At 64.3% G+C, this 17,930-nt stretch carries 15 protein-coding genes; 8 read left to right on the top strand and 7 right to left on the bottom strand.

The window, feature by feature from the left end:
- The 3 genes from wecB to QZ408_RS01820 form a co-directional block, all read right to left on the bottom strand.
- Positions 1 to 566, bottom strand: a 566-nt coding sequence (gene wecB / locus QZ408_RS01830) for a UDP-N-acetylglucosamine 2-epimerase (non-hydrolyzing) (RefSeq protein ID WP_292489208.1), incomplete at its 3' end; no start/stop codon positions are given.
- Between the two features lie 2 nt (positions 567 to 568).
- Positions 569 to 2,002, bottom strand: a complete 1,434-nt coding sequence (locus tag QZ408_RS01825) for a nucleotide sugar dehydrogenase (protein ID WP_292489206.1) — start codon at positions 2,000 to 2,002, stop codon at positions 569 to 571.
- Positions 2,003 to 2,015: 13 nt separating this feature from the next.
- Positions 2,016 to 2,930: a Gfo/Idh/MocA family oxidoreductase gene (locus QZ408_RS01820; protein ID WP_292489204.1), complete on the bottom strand. Its 915-nt coding sequence runs from the start codon at positions 2,928 to 2,930 to the stop codon at positions 2,016 to 2,018.
- A gap of 227 nt (positions 2,931 to 3,157) precedes the next feature.
- On the opposite strand from QZ408_RS01820, the gene QZ408_RS01815 reads away from it, so the two are divergent.
- Positions 3,158 to 4,636, top strand: coding sequence for a flippase (locus QZ408_RS01815; RefSeq protein ID WP_292489202.1), 1,479 nt, complete (start codon positions 3,158 to 3,160; stop codon positions 4,634 to 4,636).
- A 175-nt stretch (positions 4,637 to 4,811) separates the two neighbouring features.
- Positions 4,812 to 5,249 (top strand): GNAT family N-acetyltransferase, encoded by a 438-nt coding sequence (locus QZ408_RS01810; protein ID WP_292489199.1) that lies wholly within the window; start codon positions 4,812 to 4,814, stop codon positions 5,247 to 5,249.
- Positions 5,250 to 5,922: 673 nt separating this feature from the next.
- Here QZ408_RS01810 and QZ408_RS01805 read toward each other — a convergent pair.
- Positions 5,923 to 6,375, bottom strand: a complete 453-nt coding sequence (locus QZ408_RS01805) for a DUF5814 domain-containing protein (protein ID WP_292489197.1) — start codon at positions 6,373 to 6,375, stop codon at positions 5,923 to 5,925.
- Entirely contained in the window at positions 6,372 to 6,998 is a 627-nt protein-coding gene (locus QZ408_RS01800; protein WP_292489195.1) for a DUF2150 family protein, read from the bottom strand. The genes QZ408_RS01805 and QZ408_RS01800 overlap by 4 nt, the downstream gene beginning before the upstream one ends.
- A 114-nt stretch (positions 6,999 to 7,112) precedes the next feature.
- Between QZ408_RS01800 and QZ408_RS01795 the strand changes: the two genes are divergently transcribed.
- A complete protein-coding gene (locus tag QZ408_RS01795; RefSeq protein ID WP_292489193.1) occupies positions 7,113 to 7,883 on the top strand; it encodes an ATP-dependent sacrificial sulfur transferase LarE in 771 nt (256 codons plus the stop codon).
- Positions 7,871 to 9,049 (top strand): tRNA uracil 4-sulfurtransferase ThiI, encoded by a 1,179-nt coding sequence (thiI, locus tag QZ408_RS01790; protein WP_292489191.1) that lies wholly within the window; start codon positions 7,871 to 7,873, stop codon positions 9,047 to 9,049. The genes QZ408_RS01795 and thiI overlap by 13 nt, the downstream gene beginning before the upstream one ends.
- A gap of 399 nt (positions 9,050 to 9,448) precedes the next feature.
- Here the strand turns inward: thiI and pscS are convergent, their stop codons facing one another.
- Together pscS and QZ408_RS01780 are read right to left on the bottom strand one after the other, a co-directional pair.
- On the bottom strand, positions 9,449 to 10,627 hold the full coding sequence (pscS, locus tag QZ408_RS01785; protein WP_292489190.1) for an O-phospho-L-seryl-tRNA:Cys-tRNA synthase: 1,179 nt from the start codon (positions 10,625 to 10,627) through the stop codon (positions 9,449 to 9,451).
- Positions 10,624 to 10,806, bottom strand: coding sequence for a hypothetical protein (locus tag QZ408_RS01780; RefSeq protein ID WP_292489189.1), 183 nt, complete (start codon positions 10,804 to 10,806; stop codon positions 10,624 to 10,626). Before QZ408_RS01780 ends, pscS begins: the two co-directional genes overlap by 4 nt.
- Before the next feature lie 130 nt (positions 10,807 to 10,936).
- Between QZ408_RS01780 and QZ408_RS01775 the strand changes: the two genes are divergently transcribed.
- The 4 genes from QZ408_RS01775 to QZ408_RS01760 are packed head-to-tail and all read left to right on the top strand — an operon-like array spanning position 10,937 to position 17,870.
- A complete protein-coding gene (locus QZ408_RS01775) occupies positions 10,937 to 12,097 on the top strand; it encodes a metallophosphoesterase (RefSeq protein WP_292489187.1) in 1,161 nt (386 codons plus the stop codon).
- Complete coding sequence (locus QZ408_RS01770) at positions 12,084 to 15,257, top strand: SMC family ATPase (RefSeq protein WP_292489186.1); 3,174 nt, start codon at positions 12,084 to 12,086, stop codon at positions 15,255 to 15,257. Before QZ408_RS01775 ends, QZ408_RS01770 begins: the two co-directional genes overlap by 14 nt.
- Positions 15,257 to 16,294 (top strand): DNA double-strand break repair nuclease NurA, encoded by a 1,038-nt coding sequence (locus tag QZ408_RS01765; protein WP_292489184.1) that lies wholly within the window; start codon positions 15,257 to 15,259, stop codon positions 16,292 to 16,294. Before QZ408_RS01770 ends, QZ408_RS01765 begins: the two co-directional genes overlap by 1 nt.
- On the top strand, positions 16,272 to 17,870 hold the full coding sequence (locus QZ408_RS01760; protein WP_292489181.1) for an ATP-binding protein: 1,599 nt from the start codon (positions 16,272 to 16,274) through the stop codon (positions 17,868 to 17,870). The genes QZ408_RS01765 and QZ408_RS01760 overlap by 23 nt, the downstream gene beginning before the upstream one ends.
- The last annotated feature ends 60 nt before the right edge of the window (positions 17,871 to 17,930 follow it).

Genomic DNA, 17,930 nt, shown 5'->3' with positions numbered 1-17,930 from the left:
TCCTCAAGGATCCGGGAGCGCTCCTCTGCGACCGCGCGGTTGTGGGTCATCGCATCAAGCATCACGTCCCCGACAAGGAAGACGCCCTCCGTGATCCCCTCGGCCGCGAGGTTCGCGACGGCCGTCTCCGTCGGGCAGAAGAGGAGGTCAGAGCAGTGGTCGGTGAGCACCCGGTTGACCTCCTCGGGCATCCGGCGGTCAAAACTCCGGAGCCCCGCCTCGACATGGGCGACCGGCACGTGGAGCTTTGCCGCCGCAAGCGCGCCGGCGAGGGTCGAGTTCGTGTCGCCGTAGACCAGGACGACGTCGGGTTCCTCCTTTTCGAGGACATCCTCGATCGCCCCGAGCATCGCCCCGGTCTGGCGGCCGTGGGTCCCGGAGCCGATGTTGAGGTTGTAGTCGGGTTTCGGGATTGAGAGTTCTTCAAAGAAGACCTCCGACATGCCGTGGTCGTAGTGCTGCCCGGTGTGGACGAGGATCTCATCATGCGCCTTCCTGAGTTCCCGTGAGACGGGAGCGCACTTGATGAACTGCGGCCGGGCCCCGACGATCGATACGATCTTCATGGTTACCGCCGGATCAGGTGGCTGTTTTTGTCGCCCCGGCCGATGCCCTTGTAGATGAAGCCCGCGCGGATGAACGCGTCCGGGTCGACGACGTTCCTGCCGTCGACGATGACCGGGTGCTCCCGGCCCGAGAGTTCCTTTACCCGGACGGGGTCGAGGGAGGCGTAGTGGTGATGGCCGGTGAAGATGACGACGACGTCCGCTCCTGCAAGGGTCGCATCAAGGTCGTGGGAGACCTCTATCCCCAGGTAGTTGTCCACGAACGGGTCGTGGACCCTGACCGTTGCCCCCGCCTCCTCCATCGCCGCGAGGTAGGGCTCTGCAGGGGTATTCCGGGTGTCGTCCGAGTTCTGGATGAACGCCCACCCGAGGAGAGCGACGTTCGCGCCCTCCGGGGACTTCCCGGCCCGCCCGAGCCCCTCGACGGTCAGGTGGACCATGTGCCGGGGCATGAACTCGTTGATCTTCCGCGCGACGCCGAAGATCGACTCCTCGCCGTGCGGGTACCAGAGGTCTCCCCCAAGGACCTGCGCGCCCCGCTCGAGGTGCCACGAGTCCTTCGTGAGGCAGTGGCCGCCGACCCCGGCCCCCGGCCAGAGGATCGCCCGGGTGATCCCCTCACCCTTGAGGGAGTCGATCCCCGCCCGGACGTCGTAGACGTTGACGCCCATTGCCTCACAGTGGAGGGCGAGCTGGTTTGCGGCGGCGATCTGGAGGTCGCGGAAGGCGTTCTCGGCGGTCTTCGTCACCTCGGCGGCGGTCGCGCTCATCGGGATGATCGTCCCGGTCGTGAGGACCGGCCGGTAGAGCTCGACCGCCCGCGCCGTCGAGATGTCGTCGATCCCGCCGACGATCCGGTCGTGCTCGCGGATGTTTTTGAGCAGCCGTCCGACCATCACCCGCTCGGGGGCATGGGCGAGCGCGAAGTCCTCGCCGGCGACGAGACCGGACTCGTCTTCGAGGATCTCCCGGGCCATGCGCTCGGTCGTGCCGGGGGTGACCGTCGACTCGAGCACCACGAGCGTGCCCTCGGAGAGGTGCCGCCCCACCGCGCGGAGCCCCTCAGTCAGGGCCGAGAAGTCGGGGATGAGGTCCTTTGGGTCGAGAAACGGGGTCTGGATAGCAAGGGTCACCGCGTCGCACGCCGCGACCTCCGAGAAATCCGATGTGCACCGGAACTTCCCCGCGCCGACGACCTTGCCGAGGAGGTCCTCAAGCCCCGGCTCCTCACCCTTGAGGGGCGACTCACCCCGGTTCAGCATACCGATCTTGTAGCCGGATGAAGGAGAATCCCGCTGGAACCCGATGACCGACTCGAACTCCGGCGCGTCCGCAAAGAGGACCGCGGCGGGGATGCCGACGTAGCCCATGCCGACGACACCGATGTTCCGGATCGGGCCTCTGGCATTGATTATGGATTGTAGTTTCTTACTCATGCAAAAACCACCCTTACGCTGCAAAACACCGCGTAACGTCCTCGCAGATCTCCATATTCAGCAGCGCCTGCGCGGGGCTGACCGGGAACTCCCGCCGCTGGGCCACGCAGTCGAGGAACGTCGAGAGTTCGAGCTTCAGCGGCTCCTGTTTGTTCACGAGCACCTTCTCAATGATGTTCTCCTGCACGTAGCGCTCGTTCTCTACCGAATACTGCCCGGGCTTTCTGTGGATGTAGATCTCCTGGGCCATAAAGTCCCCCTCGATGGTGAACTCCTCCTCCTCGATGTAGATCATACGGATCTTCTTAGATGACTTCCTGCTTGCGGAGAGGTAGACCGTGGTGCCGCCGAAAGAGAAGAGAGCGCTACAGACATCAGAATTGCCGCTGCCGGCGAGGCGGTAGGTTCCGTCCGGGAGGAGGACGTTTCTCATGATATCCACGTCATGGATCATCAGGTCTTCGACGACCGAGGAGCCGCTCACCCGGGAAGAGGCCGGGTTATGCCGCTTCATCTCGACATAGAGGGGGTCACGGACGATCTTTTTGATCTCGGGGACGATCGGGTTGAACCGCTCGATGTGGCCGACGCCGGCGACGAGGCCTTCCGGGATCTTTTCGATAAGCCTTCTCGCCTCTTCCGCCGTCGCACAGATGGGTTTCTCGACGAGGAGCGGCACCCCGGCGTCGAGGACCGTCTCCGCAATGGAGAAGTGGTAGGGCGTCGGGACGCAGATGCTCACCGCATCCACGCATTCGAGCAGGCTCTCGACAGTCGGGGAGGCCGTTGCCCCGAAGGTTCCGGCAAGGTCGCGGGCCGCCTTCTGGTTGAGGTCGTACAGGTAGAGCGAGTCCACCGCTTTCAACTCCGAATACACGCGGGCATGGTTCCTGCCCATTACTCCGACACCGATTACCCCTACGTCCAAGATTTCACCGCCGATAATATATGTTGCGTGCCCTCTCCTGTGAGCGCTGAATTATAATACTATACATGTGCGCCGCTTTGCTATGACGGTATCGGGGCCCCCGTTCCGGGGGGTGGAGGAGACCGTGGCCACCCTCCTTCAGCTCGACTGAACAGGCAGGGCGTTCCCGGCAGAAAGCCCGGGGCGGTTAACAACCAATAAAGGCTTTCACGGCCAAACCAATGCTCGTGTTCCGGCCCTCCGGGTATCTCGCCCGCATCATGCGCATCGACCCTGTCCAGCGCCAGAGCCTCATCAGCCTCGGCTCGACGATCGGGCTTACCGCGATCGGGTTCCTCTCCACGATGTACTTCGCCCACGTCGTCGGCCCGTCGATACTGGGTGCCTACTTTCTCTTCGTCGCTTACTTCAGCGTCTTCAACCTGATCGGGGACGGCGGATTCGGGGGCGCCGCGGTGAAGCGGATCAGCGAAGGAGAAGACCAGAACGCCTACTTCACCGCATTCATCCTCCTCCGGGTGGCGCTGACGGTCATCTCGGTGGGCTTCCTCCTCATCGTGCAGCCGTACCTCGTCAAACTCACCTCGTCAGGGGTGCTCCCCTGGCTGATCCTCGCGCTGATCGTCAGTACCTTCACAAATATCGCCTCAAACAGCGTTTACGGCAGAGGAATGGTCGGCATCAACCAGATCGGCAGCCTGATCGACACCCTGGTCCGGATACTCGTTCAGGTTGCCGCGGTCGTCCTCGGCTACGGGGTCGCCGGCCTCGCTGGCGGGTTCGTTGCCGGGGTTCTGGTCTCGGGACTCTTTAACTTCCGGTTCCTCGACCTCTCGCCGGCCCCGTTTCGCCGTTCGCACATCGCGAGCCTCTTTGCATTCTCGGTCTGGACGTTCCTCAGCTCGAGCGGCTACCTTGTCTTCTCGTATGCCGATACCATCATGATCGGTCATTTCATGACCGAGGCCGACATCGGCATCTACCGCGTGGCGCTCCAGCTCACATCGATTGCAACGTTCGCCACCATAGCGCTCCATACCACCCTCTACCCGAAGATCAGTTACTGGGGGAAGCAGAACGACCTCTCTTCGGTGGAGCGCGCGCTCGCCCGCGCCTTCACCTACTCGCTCCTGCTCGCGGTCCCGGTCGTTGCCGGGGGCTGGCTCCTCGGCGAACGTCTCCTCTACTTCTTCTACGGGGCATCGTTTGCCGCCGGGGCGGGGGCGCTCGCGATACTCCTGCTCGTCCAGGTAGCCCACGTCTTCATGTTCCTCCAGACGATGTGTTTAAACGCCCTCGACCGACCGCAGGACTCGTTCCGGGTGACGGCAGTCGCGGTTGCCGCAAACATCGGGTTAAACCTCCTCCTCATCCCGGCATACGGCATCGCCGGGGCGTCGGCGGCAACACTCGTCACCATGGTGCTGAACGCAATACTCGCTCATCGCGCCCTCTCCCGGGGCATCCGTGTCCGGATAGAGCCCCGGGCCGTGAGCAACATCGTCTTTGCCGCGCTCGCCATGGCGGCTGTCGTTATCGGCTACTCGTACATCATCCCGCTCTCAAACATCTTCGTTGTCCTTGGGGCGGTCGCACTCGGCGGGCTGATCTATATCCTGCTCCTCCTCAGGATTGACAGGGGCATCCACGACGAACTGAAGGATCTGGCCGGACAACTCGGCATCCCCTGGCCCCGTGCGCTCTGAGGGCCGGCGGGGCGCTTCACCCGGTGCGCCGGGCACGGCCGCCTTCTTCCGCACCTGCCGGGCGGGAACCCCTTCCCGTTCAGAATCCCCGGGTCGGGGAGCCCCGCGGCGAGAGGAGAGGTAGTCGGCTTGAAATAATAGGCGCGGCAACGCCTGATCATACGCGAGGAAGACCATGAAGAAAGAAGTCCGAGAATTGAAGCACGAAGAGTTCCCGCTTGCAGAGAGGGTCTGGACACACTACCGCAACCAGAAGGCGGACCCGAGCCGGGAGAGGATCTTCGGCGTCTTTGTCGACGGCGCCCTGGCGGCGACGGCCCGCTGTACCCGGCACCCGGGCGGTCTCGAGATGGACTGCGTCTTCACCCTGGACGAGTACCGTGGAGGCGGGTATGCAAGGGAGGCCGTGCAGCGGCTCCTCGATGAATGCGGCTCTGAGACGATCTACATCCACTCGACCCTCCCCCTGGTCGGGTTCTACGGGAAACTCGGGTTTGTGCCCATCCCGGAGGCGAGACTGCCGGCGAGCATCAAGGAACGGTTCGTCTTCTGTTTCGGGGAGATGGCGGGGTGCAACGTCGCCCCCATGATGCGCAACCCGGGGAGTGGATAACCCCGGCCGCCGTCCTCCCGGCCCCCTGCCTGCTGCAGGCCCCTCACACGGCGGCTTTCCGGCCGGGCCGCGCGGGAGAGGGGAGGTGTTCGCCGGCGGACCTCCGTGGACGGGATGTGTCTCTCCGGGCCAGAGCGACGGCAAACCTGATGTGCGATGAGGCCCGATAGACCGGATCGCCCGGGGGTCCTCTACCGCTATGATGAGCATCGATTATGTCGTTTTGACCTGGAACAGCGCTTCAACGCTGGAACTCACGCTCTCCTCGATCCGGAACTAGGGGCACCCGAACAGGATCATCGTCGTCGATAAGCACTCGACGGACCGGACCACGGCGATCGCCGGGAAGTACGGTTGCAAAGTCATATCGTCGGGAGCGGGGGCAGTGCTCGCGATACCCGGTGGAAAGCCGTGCCGGGGCGTATCCGCCGATGCGACCTTCCAAAGAGTGCGAAAAACGATCGGCACTCTCCTCCGGTTATGATACGGGTTACTGAGAGTCGATGTGATAAATAGCTCACACTCCCTTGCGGCAACGCGAGAACCGGCAGTAGAAGGAAATGAGAGGACCTCACGCGAAGGAGAGCTGCCATACCCATCCACCATTCCCCTGTTCACCCGGACCGGCGGCAGATGACGGAGGGGCGGTAACTCCGGGGAGGTGGGGCGGGCCTTAATGCTCGATCTTCCTGATATGCCCGATGGCGTTCTCCGCGAGTTTCTCCCGCCCTTGCAGCTCGGCGACGTCCCGTATCGCCTCGAGCATGTGGACGGAGTCTTCGAGGAAACTCAGGATATCGGCGGGGTAGAGGTCGATCCCGTATTCGTCGAGGAGGTAGGCGCTGATCTGGCGGTGATCGAGCCCCATCTCCCGGAACTCGATGATGGCAAGGGTGAACTTCCGCTCCGGGCACCCGCAGAAGGGGGCGTTTTTGCACTTGCAGTCCATGAAATCGCGGAAAAAGGCAAGGAGCTGCTCCTGCATCCGGCGGTCGAGGTGCTCGAAGTTGACCGCCTTCCCGAGAGATTCGAGGAACGCACCCGAGAAGACATGGTCCGGGAGCCGGAACCCTGCCGCCCGCTCCAGCTTCCGTGCCGCCCGGAACCGGGCCTTGTCCGCGATCACGACGCTTCTCCGGGCTCCTCGTCGAACTTCGCAAGAGATTTGATAGCGTTGCTCATGGTCTCGATCTCGATGAGCCACTCGTCGAAGAGGCCGGGGTTCTCCGCATCGTCCTTGATATACTTCGCGCAGCACGTGGCCCCGTCGACAACGGCGGCCCCGATATTCGCGGCAACCTCAAGCGCCTCCTCGAGGTTCTCTTCATCGAGAGCCCGGCCCTTCTTCACGAGCGTCTTTATATCCTTATCGAACCCGCCCTCGAGATACTTCCGGCAGGCGGTGAAGAGTACGAGCAGGGAGAGCTGGAGCGACCCGATGACGTCCTCGAGCTCTCCTTCGGGGAGCCCGGTCATGACGATCAGTTCCACGTCGTCGAGCTTCTCCGTGGCCTCCTCCTTCGTGAACCGGCCGTTCTGGTAGAGGCGGATGATCTTTAAGACCGAGAGGGTGATGTCTTCGGTGAAACTGTAGAGCATCTGCTCGCCTTCGGAGACGTCTTCGCCTTCGGCAGGCTCGAAGTCAGCACCCTCCAGTGTTTTGATCCAGTTGTCCCAGCGCTCCTGATTATAAAAAATATAGAAGAGTTTCATGGGCTCTGCCTGTTTGGCTTTCGCTTTCTTCGCCATATCAGTACACATTCGGAGTGCCTCTGTTAAAAATCATTTGCTCGCTGTGCCAAAAGCCCGAATTGCCGCGATTCGCGAACATTCATCTAGAACAAGCGAGCATAAGTTGAGCAGATGGCACAAGATGCTGATCTCGCTTTACTCCTGAAATCCTGCGAACCTGTTGCGGTCGCGCTCTCCGGGGGGACGGACAGTTCGGTCCTGCTGGCCACCGCCCGGCGGCACACCGTCCGGGCGATCGCTATCAGCGTCGATACCGGTCTTGCCCCCCCTGGGGAGATCGCCGCGGCGCAGGAACTCTCGGAGCGCCTCGGCGTCCCGCATATCGTGATACCGCTCGATGCGCTCGAGATCCCCGCGATCCGGGAGAACCGGCCGGACCGGTGCTACGCCTGCAAGCGGGCGATGATGGAGGCGGTCGCGAGAGAGGCAGAGCGGTGTGGATGCCGGACGGTGGTCGACGGGACCCACGCCGACGACCGGCCCGCGACAAGGCCCGGGATGCGGGCGCTCGTCGAACTCGGGATCAGGAGCCCGTTTGCGGAGTGCGGCATGGGGAAGGCGGATATCGAGGCCCTTGCGGCAGACCTCGGGGTGCCCGTCCGCCCGCCGTCCGCATGCCTTGCGACACGCATCCCCACCGGCGATGCAGTCACCCGGGAGTGCCTCGCGCTCGTCGCGGCCGCTGAGGCTCTCCTCGCGCGGGAGATCCCGGGGACCATACGGGTCCGGTGCAGTGGTCGTCGGGCCTCCATCGAGGCCGATCCGGGATACCACAAAAGGCTGGAGGGGCTGCTCGGTGCGGTGAAGGATCTCGGTTTTGAGGATGCGGCTATCGCCCCGGAGGGCTACCGGGAGGGAGGTGCGGACTCGTGGAAGCAGTGATGGTCAGGTATGGCGAGATCTTCCTCAAGAGCGAGCCGGTGAAACGGCGGTTCGTATCGATCATGACGGAGAACATCCGGCTCGCGCTGGAGGCGGAAGGACTCTCCCACCGCATCGAGGCACCCCGGGGGAGGATCCTGATCTTCGGCGACGAGCCCCGGCGCATCGCCGCGATCGCCGCCGGGACCTTCGGGGTGGTGAGCGCCAGCGTCTGCACGGTGACCTCCCCCGATATCGACGGTATCGCGGCCGCAGCCGTAGAGCATGCAGGGCGGCACCTCCGGTCGGGGATGTCGTTTGCGGTCAGGGCGCGCCGGACGGGCGTCGAGGGGTTCAACAGCCAGGAACTCGCGGCGGCGGTCGGCTCGGCCGTCCTCGACCGGGTGCCGGAGGCCACGGTGGACCTGACGGCGCCCGACTACGAGGTCTTCGTGGAGGCCCGGGAGTTCGGCGGCCTTGTCTACGACGAGAAACTCGGCGGACCGGGAGGACTCCCCTACGGGACGCAGGGGGAAGTGATGGCCCTGCTCTCGGAGGGGATCGACTCGCCCGTTGCATCGTGGCTGATGATGCGCCGGGGGTGCCGGATGGTGCATGTCCATATGCACAGCGGGCGCTTTGGGGGGGCGGACGTGGAAGAGATCGTCCTCCGGCACCACGCCCGGCTCTCCGCCTGGGTCCCCGGGCACCCTCTCGACCTCCTGATCGTGGATATGGAGCCGTTCTTTGAGGTCATCACGGCCTTAAAAGAGCCCCGCTACCGGTGCATCCTCTGCAAACGGTTCATGCTCCGGGTGGCAAGCATCCTTGCAAAAGATCGCGGCGCTTACGCGCTCGTCAACGGCGACAACCTGGGGCAGGTAGCGTCCCAGACGCTGGCGAACATGACGGTGATCGCCCCGGCGGCGTCTGTGCCGGTGCTCCGGCCGCTGATCGGGTTTGACAAGGAGGAGATCGTCGAACGCGCCCGCGCCATCGGGACGTTTGAGGCCCGGCCGGGGAGCACCGGGTGCACGGTCGCCCCCCGCTACCCTTCGACGGCGGCACCCGCGGCGACGATCGCGCAGATTGAGGAGGAGATCGGCGCGGAGAGCCTCGCGGCCCGGGCGGCGGGGACGGTGCGGCGGTACCGCGCAAAGAACGGGGAGATCGGGGAGGTCCGGTGAGGAGAAGTCCTCAGGTACTCAAGGTGCTCCTGTTTCGGCTTGAAGTCATCTTGGAATGGACGTGGACCTTTGCGGGCCGAAGGCGAATCATGGGTGTACCTCGTAACTCACCACCTCGTGCCCACTCCGGTGGGGCGTCGTTCTCCGGTTCATTGCAACTCGAAACTTTCAGGCCATCAAGCACCATCGTTCGCGCTACACATACACGGATTCCTAGCGGATATCGCATCTGGGGAGGGGTTGCAGGGGAGGGGTTTTTCCCTCCGTGACGATATTCCCACGGTCCACTGTACCGGGCTTTTCGATCGACTACAGCAGTTCTCCCTGGTACACTCCATATCTTAACTGTGATAGCGTTCCGGCCCGCACGCACCCGCTCTAAAAAGTTCGAGAGTATTCTTAGAGAATATTCAACCCGTTCTCCCGCGCAACCTCGACGAACGACTCCCCGACGTGCCGGATCTGCTTCTCCGTCAGCCCGAAGGTGTTGAACTTCCAGACCCTGGTCGACCCGGGGATGACCCCGGTGATCCCGCGCTTCTTCATGTCGCTTGCGAGGAAGAAACCACGTTTTTTATGCCGCTGTGCCACCGTATCGAAGGATTCCCGGGTGTCTATCCGGGTCAGGGTATGCCTTCTTGGGTAATCGGAGAGGACCTTCGTCCCCTCGATGGAGAGGAGGGCGTCCGTGACCGCCTGCGAATGCGCCACCTCGGTCTCCCAGTGCTCCACCCGCTCCCTGACGCGGGGGAACGAGGCCATCATCCCGACGACGGTGACGCCCATCAGGGTGCAGCCCATCATCTCCACCTCTTTCATGCCGAACGTCCGGCCGGTCACGTCCCCCTTCGCCTGCGTCATCCGAAAGACCCTCTCTGCATGCTCATTCGTCGTCGCAAGGAGGCCGGAGGGCGCCGGGGCGGCCATGCTCTTGTGGCCCGACCCGACGACAAAGTCCGCACCGAGCCCTTTGCCGTTGATGGGCATGATCCCGACCGTGTAGGCCCCGTTAACGAGGACCGGGATGTCGTACTGGTGGGCGACCCTGATGATGCCCGCGACGTCGTGGACGTTCCCAAACTGGTAGTCGACGTGGTCGACGAAGAGCAGCGGCGGTGTGCGCGAGAACTCCCGGATAACCGCCTCGATCTTCTCCGCCGCGGCGTCGGGGGTGATGTGGTTCTTTGCATCCTTCGGGATCTCGCGCGGGATCCCGCCCGCCGCCTCAACCGCCATGAACTCCGTGTAGTGGGCAAGCGACGTGAGGATGACCGGGTCGCCTTTCTCCACGTAGGTGCTCGCGACCGCCTGGAACCCCCGGCGCGCCCCCGGCACCACCCGCACCGTGTCCATATTCAGCCATGCCGCGAGGTCCGCGTGGAACTGCGCGATGGGGGGATTTTTGATGTAGTCGAGCCTCGGGGGGTTTCGGCAGTTGTCGCAGACCGAGTAGCCGTCGCCGAACGAGATTGCCGCCTTCATGGCATCGGCGGTGAGCCGCCCGCCCGCCTGGATGGGGTCGATGTTGATATACATCTCCTCGACGTCGCGGGCATCGATATCGACTGCGCACTTCACCGCATCAGCTCCTCTTCGATGATGGCAATCTGCCGCTTCACCTTCTCGATGGAGGTTGCGGCACGCTTCTTCTGCGCTTCATCAAGGTCGTGCTGCGGAGCGGTCTCCCGCAGCAGGAACCGGATGTCGGAGAGGATGAAGAGCGCCTGGAAAACTGCATCAACGGCTCTTTTTGACATGAGATCACCATACAAATATCATTGAGGATATATTAGGTTACGCGTATTCCGGGCACCGACCCGGCGCCGGACACTTTCACACCGCGCACAACAGCCATTTATACCAGGGGCACACGGAGACTAATTGGGCATGAAGATCGTTCATCTGGCAGACACGCATCTCGGATTGTCGGCATTTAATCGGGTTGATCCGGAAACCGGGATGAACCTGCGCGAACAGCTCATCTACGACAACTTCCTCGCCGCCGTCGACCGGATCATCGCCATGCGCCCCGATGCGCTCGTCCATGCAGGCGACCTCTTCCACCAGGTCAAACCAAAGACCCGCGCCTACACGACGGCGCTCGACGCCCTCTCCCGCCTGCAGGACGCGGGAGTGCCGATGCTCGCGGTCGCCGGCAACCACAGCATGGCAAAGACCCGTTACACGGCATCGCCGTTCGAGGTACTCGAACGGGGCGGCTACCGCGCAACCGATCTCTACGTCGCCCACCACAACCGCTACCGGCGGGTCGAACTCGGGGATGCGGTCTTTCACCTGATACCGAACATGCTCGAGGCGGAGGGCTACCGGAGGGCGTTTGACGGGCTTGAGTTCTCGCCCGGCACGAACGTGCTCGTCACCCACGGCCTTGCAAGCAACTTAAAAGACCGGCGGCTGCACACCGTCGCCGAGCACGAACTGGAGGCGACCATCCTCTCCGACCGGTTCGACTACATAGCGCTCGGCCACTTCCACGGCCAGGTGCAGGTTGCCGACAACGCCTGGTACAGCGGGTCGCTTGAATACTGCAACTACGGCGAGATCGCGGATATCAAGGGGGGCCTCGCCGTGGACCCGGAGTCGCGGGAGGTCGGGCATATCGATCTGCCACACACCCCCATGCTCAGCCTCGGCAGGATCAACTGCGATGGCATCTCTGCCCGCGAGGTCATGGACGGTGTCCTCGACGCGGTTGACAGCGCAGGGCAGAAGACCTTCCGAGCGATCTGCCAGGTCACGCTTGACGGGATACGCCGCGAGACGCTCCGCGCACTTGACCAGAAAGCCCTCTCGGAGGTCCGGGGCCGGATGCTGGACCTCAAACTGCAGGTGCTCGCCGCTGACGATCCTTCCCGGATCTTTTACGAAGACTCGCTCGTCGGCCTCGACTACGTCGCCGAGTTCGAGCGCTTCGTGGAGAGGGAGCACCTCGCCCCGGGCGACGAGGAGTACGTGAAGAAGACCGGGACGGCGATCCTCCGCTCGGTCATCGCGCGCCATAAAGAGGGAGAGAATGCTGCTGAATAAACTTGCGATGCGCAACTTCAAGCGCTTCCGGGACCAGGAGATCACCTTCCAGGATGGGATCACCGGGATCGTCGGGAACAACGGGACCGGCAAGAGCAGCATCGTCGCCGCCGTCCTCTTCGCTCTCTACGGCCTCCAGGGGACCGGGCTTGACGCAAACTACATCGTCAGTTCCTTTGCGGGCCAACAAGACGTCTGCGAGGTCCGCCTGGACTTCATAGCCGGCGGCAACGAGTATGCCGTCGTCCGCAGGTTCAAGCGCCGTCCCTCCTCGACCCTTCACGAGGCAAACCTCTACCTGAACCAGAGGCTCCTTGCAAGCAGCGTCCAGAAGGTAGGGGAGGAGGTGCAACGGATCGTCGGCATGGGCCCGGGTGACTTCCGGAACACCATCTACGCCGGGCAGAAAGAACTCCTCGCCCTGATCGAGAGCAGGGCCGGGTCCCGGAAGGACTGGTTCATGCAGGTGCTGGGCATCGAGTACCTCAGGAAGGACAGCATGGAGGACCTGAAACGGGTCGTCGATACCCGGGAAGGGGTCTTTCTGGAGCTCTCCGGCCGTCTCCGGGAGCTCGACGCCGCCTCCGTGCGCGACCGCCTATCAGCGCTCCATGCCGAACTCGGCCGTGCGGAGGAGGAGGCGGAGCGCGCCGGCGCCGCGGAGAGAAGCGCCGTCATGGCGCTCGATCAAGTCCGGAAGGAACGCGACCGGCTGCTCTCCGTGCGCGACCGCTTCCTGCACCTCGCACGGGAAGAGGAGACCCTTGCGGGCGAGATCGCGCGGCTCCGCACCGAGTGCCGGGGGGGTGAGGAAGAGATCGCAGAACGCAGGAGACTGCAGGCCGAACTCGAAGACCTTGCCCCTCTCGCCGGGCGCTACGAGCCCCTGAAGGCTGAACTCGCCGCGATGGCGGAGGTGAAGGCCGCAAGAGACCGCCTGAGCCTCGAAGCCGGCGCCGTGGGCGAGCAGGTGCGGGAGTACGACGAGCGCCGCGCGAACCTTGAGGCCGAGCTCGCCGCGTTTGCCCGGGATGAAAAGACGGTTGCCGGGCTTGCCCGGGAGGTCGGGAAGCGGCAGGCCATGCGCGACCGTATTGCGGCGATGAAGGCTCTCCAGCCGGAATACGATGCCCTCCGCGAAGAACTTGCCCGCATGGATGAGCGGTTCGTCCAGACGGAGCGCCGCGTCCAGGAGAACCGCAGGGAACTCGAGGGGATCGAGGAGAAGAGCCGGCACCTTCGTGCCCTCGAGGCTGAGGTCAGCGGCTACGATACCCTCCGGGCCCAACAAGAGGTTTTTCTCAAGGCTCTCGAGTATTCCCGGCAGGAAGAGCGGTGCCTGCAGGAGGTCCGCGCCGGGTCCGAGGAGATGAGCCTGCTCGAGAGCGAGATCGCCGGGCTTGCCCGGCAGCTCGCCGGGATGGCCGCCGCCGAGGAGCGGATCGAGTCGGCGGAGAGCCGGAAGGAGTACCTGACCTCGCGGATCAGCGCGTGCGCCGAACGCCAGGAGGCGCTCCGCGAGGAGATCCGGCGGCTCGCCGGAGACCGGGCGGAGATCCTCGCCGCGGGCCCGGAAGGGGCCTGCCCGACGTGCCACCAGAGCCTCGGCGACCACTACGAGGAGCTGGTCGACAACCTTGCCGCCGCTACCGTATCGATGCAGGCGACGCTTGCGGACCTCGAGCACGAGCATGCGCGGGCGACCGCCGACCACCGGGGCCTCGCCGCCGAGCTCGTCGACCTCCAGGGACAGCTCACCGTCTACCGGCGCTTAAAGGAGCAGCACGTCCTCTACTCGACCCGGTACGAGCAGAGCGCGGGTGTCGTGCAACGGTGGCAGGCCGAGGCCGCCGAGCACCGTGCCGCGGTCCGGGCGCTCGGCATGGGCGGGTACGACCCGGCGGCGCATGCCGCCCTCAGGGAACGGATCCGGGACCTCGAGGAGAAGCGGACGGCGGCCGACACCCTCCGGGGCGCATGCAGCCGCCTCCCCGCCCTCCAGGAGGAGCGGCGGCGGCTCATCGGCGAGGTCGAGGGGTACCTCGCCCGCAAAGAAGAGATCGAGGCGAAGATCTCCCGGCTCGGGTTCGACCCGGAGGTCCGGCAGCGCCTCGAGGCGGATGCGGAGGGGCTTGAGGCATCCTATCGGGCATACACGGAGGCGCAGGCCCGCCTTGCGCGGAGACCGGCCATCGAGGAGGAGCACAGAGCCGTTGCCGTCAGGGCCGACGGGTTCCGCGAGAGGCTGCGGATCGCCACGGGCGAACTCGCCCGCCTCGCGTTCGACCCGGAGAGGTTCGCGCACCTCGGCGAAGAGTGCAGCCGCGCCGAAGCAGCCCACCGGAAGGCGCTGGAACTCAGGGTCCGCCTCGAGGAGGTCCCGAGGCTCGCCGGGGCGCTCAAGGCAAAGCAGGACCTCCTCGCGAGCCGGGAGGCCGAACGGCTCCGGGTCAAAAAAGCCTTGAATGGCCTTGATTTCGACGAACGGCAGGTTGCAGCGGTAGAAGAGGCGCTCGCGAATCGTGAGGGGGACCTCCTGGCCTCACGGGAGCGGAAGTTTGCGATCACTGCCCGCATAAGCAGTCTCTCGGCCGATATCGAGGAAGCGGCCGGGAGGCTCTCCCGTGCGGATGCCCTCCTCCGGCAGCAGGAGGCGCTCACCGAGGAGATAGGGCGCCTGAAACTCACCCGTTCCCTCATCAGGGACTACACCGACTACCTCCTGCAGGTGGTCAGGGACCGGATCGAGGAGGAGGCCGGGAGGGTGCTTGCGGAGATCACCGACGGGAGGTACAGCACCGTGATGCTCGACGACGACTTCACCGTCCTCGTCCACGACATGGGAGACGACTACCCGGCTGACCGGTTCAGCGGGGGAGAGCAGGACGACATCGCGATCGCTCTTCGTGTCGCTCTCTCCCGGTTCCTTGCCGAGGTGAACGGGGTGCACGACTCCACGTTCCTGATATTCGACGAGATCTTCGGGAGCCAGGACGAGGGGCGGCGGAGCAACCTTCTCCGCGCGCTCCGGACCCAGGAGGCCCATTTTCCCCAGATCCTCCTCATATCCCACATCACCGAGGTTCAGGACGAGTTCTCGACGACGCTCGTGGTCGAGATGGGGGCAGACCATGCAAGCCGGGTCCGGGAGTTCGAGTGATGGACCGAAACACCCTGTACCGGGACGCTATCCGGCGGGTCGCCGGGAGGATCCGGGAGGCCGCCCCGCCGGACCTTGCAGAGCGGTTCTCAGCCGCCGGCGGGTTTGACCCGGCCTCCTACCGGCACTGCCGGCCCGAGTTCGACGGTGCCGTCTGCGCCGTCGACGGGAGCAACACCATCGTCCTTGACGCGGGCTGTTTTGCCGTAGCCGCCGTCCGAGCATCGGTCAGCGCGTATGCCGGCGGTGCGCGCCTCCACCACAGGACGACGCCTCTCTACGTCGTCACGGTCAACCCCGGCACCGGGAACGAGGACTTCGATGCGCTCTTTTACGACTGCTTCCGCCGTCCCCCGAAAGTGCACCTCGACCACGACGACCCCGCGAGAAACGCCGCCGTCATACGGGATACCCTCGAGTACCGGGCGGCGATGGAGATGGCCGAGGAACTCGATACCGGCGACCTCATCGTCCTCGACGGCACGCTCCAGGTCCGCCACGCAAGCCACGACGAGGTCATCGAGAGTCTCCTGAACCTCTGCAACCTCCGGGGGGTGCTCATCGCCGCAGTGACGAAACGGACGTCGCTCACCTGGGGCGGGGGGCACCCCGTCGTCCCGGCGGCGGAGGGGCTTGCCCGCGGCCTCGGCGTCCCCGAGCCCTGGTACCTCTGTGTCTCCGCCGCCGGGGGCCTGCTCGACCGCCGGGAGACCTCCGCCTGGAAACAGCGGGGCGAACAGTACGTCGCGCGGCTGCACCCGCGGGCCGATCGGGCGTTCAAAGTGGAGATCCCCAAGTATTACAACCCGGAGCGGGTCGAACGGGTCTTCTCCGCGCTCGCCTCCTTTGCCGACGACGGCAGGGTCACGGGCTACCCGTATCCGCTCCTTGACGCCCACCTCACCACCCGGATAGGGAGGGATGCGGTCGAACAGGTCCGCCACGACATCATCCGGGACATGGACCGGCTCGGCATGAATCTCGCCGATTACACCAGCATCTTCGGTGATTACCATGATGAGTTTGATCGATATTGACGGCGACGACGCCTCGAAGTACCGCCTGATCGGGGACCGGGTGCTCAGCTACCGGTTTGCCGTCCCGCACGACGCAGAGCTCTATCTCGGGGACGTCTTAAAGATCACCGACAGCGTCAAAGGACTGACGTTCTTTGCCAAAGTCAGCGACCTCCTCCACGACTGCAACTTCTCCGACCCGAAGTGGGACACCCGCCCTCATACCGAGCACTTCTACGGGATAGGGGAGGACGTCTTCATCCTCGTCGAGGCGGTCCCTCTCGGCTACATAGGGGAAGACGGCGACTTCCGGAAACCGCGGACGATCCCGGCAAAGTTCTCCCGCGTGGAGCGGCCGGAGTCCCGGGACTTCGCGTTCCTCGCGCAGGTGATGGGCGATATCGAGGTCGGCGTGATGAAGACCGGCCAGGGCGTCTTAAAGGACGTGAGGGTGGCGCTTCACCCGGCAGTGATGCGGCAGCACATGGGCGTCTTTGCGACGACAGGGATGGGGAAGAGCAACTTCATGAAGGTCTTCTGCGCCTCCTGCATGCGGACGAGGGCGTTCGGGCTCCTCATCGTCGACCCGCACGGCGAGTACGTGGCGGGCGGGCGGTCGTCGAGCGGAGAGGCGACGAGGGGGCTCCTGCACTACCAGGCGGGCCGTGACGGCCTTGCCGTCTTCTCCACCCGACCGGAGCAGGACAGGAAGAAGTACCGGCTGGACCAGCTCTACCTTGACTACGACGACTTCCGGATGCCCGACCTCCTCCTGCTCTACGAGCACTCCCCGCCCCAGCGCGAGGTCGTGGAGATGCTCGAGAGCGTGCCCGGTTCGGACGTGATCGACTTCTTCCAGGGGATCGACGCCGCGACCTTCGATGCCGCGACCTACAGCGGCCCGCACCGCGGGATTGCCCGTGACCTGAAAAACTTCTCCACGAGCACGCTCGCCGTGATGCAGCGGCGTATCGCGGGCATGCTCAACCGGAACCGTGGTTTCTTCCGGTCGAAGGGTTCCTCGATCCCGGACATTATGAGGGCGCTCCACGAGAACAGGGTCGTCCTGATCGATATCCCGGGGATGAGCGAGCAGAGCGAACTCTTCGTCCTCTCGATCATAACCCGCATGATCATGCGCAACCACCAGGGGGAAGACGCAAAGAGCGCAGAGGAGGCAAAGCAGGTGCTGATCACCATCGAGGAGGCCCAGCGGGTGCTGGGATCGGGGTCCGGGAGCACCCGGGTCTTCCGGGAAGCCGCGATGGAGGGGAGAAAGTTCGGTGTGGGGCTCTGCGTGGTTACGCAACAGCCAAAGAACATCGATGCCCGGGTCCTTGCCCAGTTAAACACCTTCGTCGTGATGGGGCTCTCCGACCGGGGGGACCGCGATATGATCGCGAGCAGCGCAAAACAGGACCTCTCCCGCCTGGACACCGAGATCCAGACGCTTGAGCCGGGAGAAGCGGTCATCAGCACCATCGGGATACCGTTCCCCGTGAGCACCCGGATCCATCTCTTTGAGGACTACATCCGGGATCTCAGCGAAAGGCCGGGGGCAAGACCGATAGACGACGGTCTTGACAGAACGTTTTAACAAGAAGGCGCGAAGGTGATGGCGGCAGGGTCCTATCCCGTGTCAACCGTCCCTTCACTG

Source organism: Methanoculleus sp. 10 (genome assembly GCF_913757945.1).
GTDB lineage: Archaea > Halobacteriota > Methanomicrobia > Methanomicrobiales > Methanoculleaceae > Methanoculleus.
The sequence above is the reverse complement of the archived record's forward strand: the minus strand, read 5'-3'. Positions and strand labels throughout refer to the sequence as shown.

Coding starts and splice junctions, on each gene's coding strand:
- QZ408_RS01825 (WP_292489206.1), bottom strand. CDS start 2,002: ATGAGTAAGAAACTACAATCCATAATCAATGCCAGAGGCCCGATCCGG.
- QZ408_RS01810 (WP_292489199.1), top strand. CDS start 4,812: ATGAAGAAAGAAGTCCGAGAATTGAAGCACGAAGAGTTCCCGCTTGCA.
- QZ408_RS01800 (WP_292489195.1), bottom strand. CDS start 6,998: ATGGCGAAGAAAGCGAAAGCCAAACAGGCAGAGCCCATGAAACTCTTC.
- QZ408_RS01795 (WP_292489193.1), top strand. CDS start 7,113: ATGGCACAAGATGCTGATCTCGCTTTACTCCTGAAATCCTGCGAACCT.
- QZ408_RS01780 (WP_292489189.1), bottom strand. CDS start 10,806: ATGTCAAAAAGAGCCGTTGATGCAGTTTTCCAGGCGCTCTTCATCCTC.
- QZ408_RS01775 (WP_292489187.1), top strand. CDS start 10,937: ATGAAGATCGTTCATCTGGCAGACACGCATCTCGGATTGTCGGCATTT.
- QZ408_RS01770 (WP_292489186.1), top strand. CDS start 12,084: ATGCTGCTGAATAAACTTGCGATGCGCAACTTCAAGCGCTTCCGGGAC.
- QZ408_RS01765 (WP_292489184.1), top strand. CDS start 15,257: ATGGACCGAAACACCCTGTACCGGGACGCTATCCGGCGGGTCGCCGGG.
- QZ408_RS01760 (WP_292489181.1), top strand. CDS start 16,272: ATGATGAGTTTGATCGATATTGACGGCGACGACGCCTCGAAGTACCGC.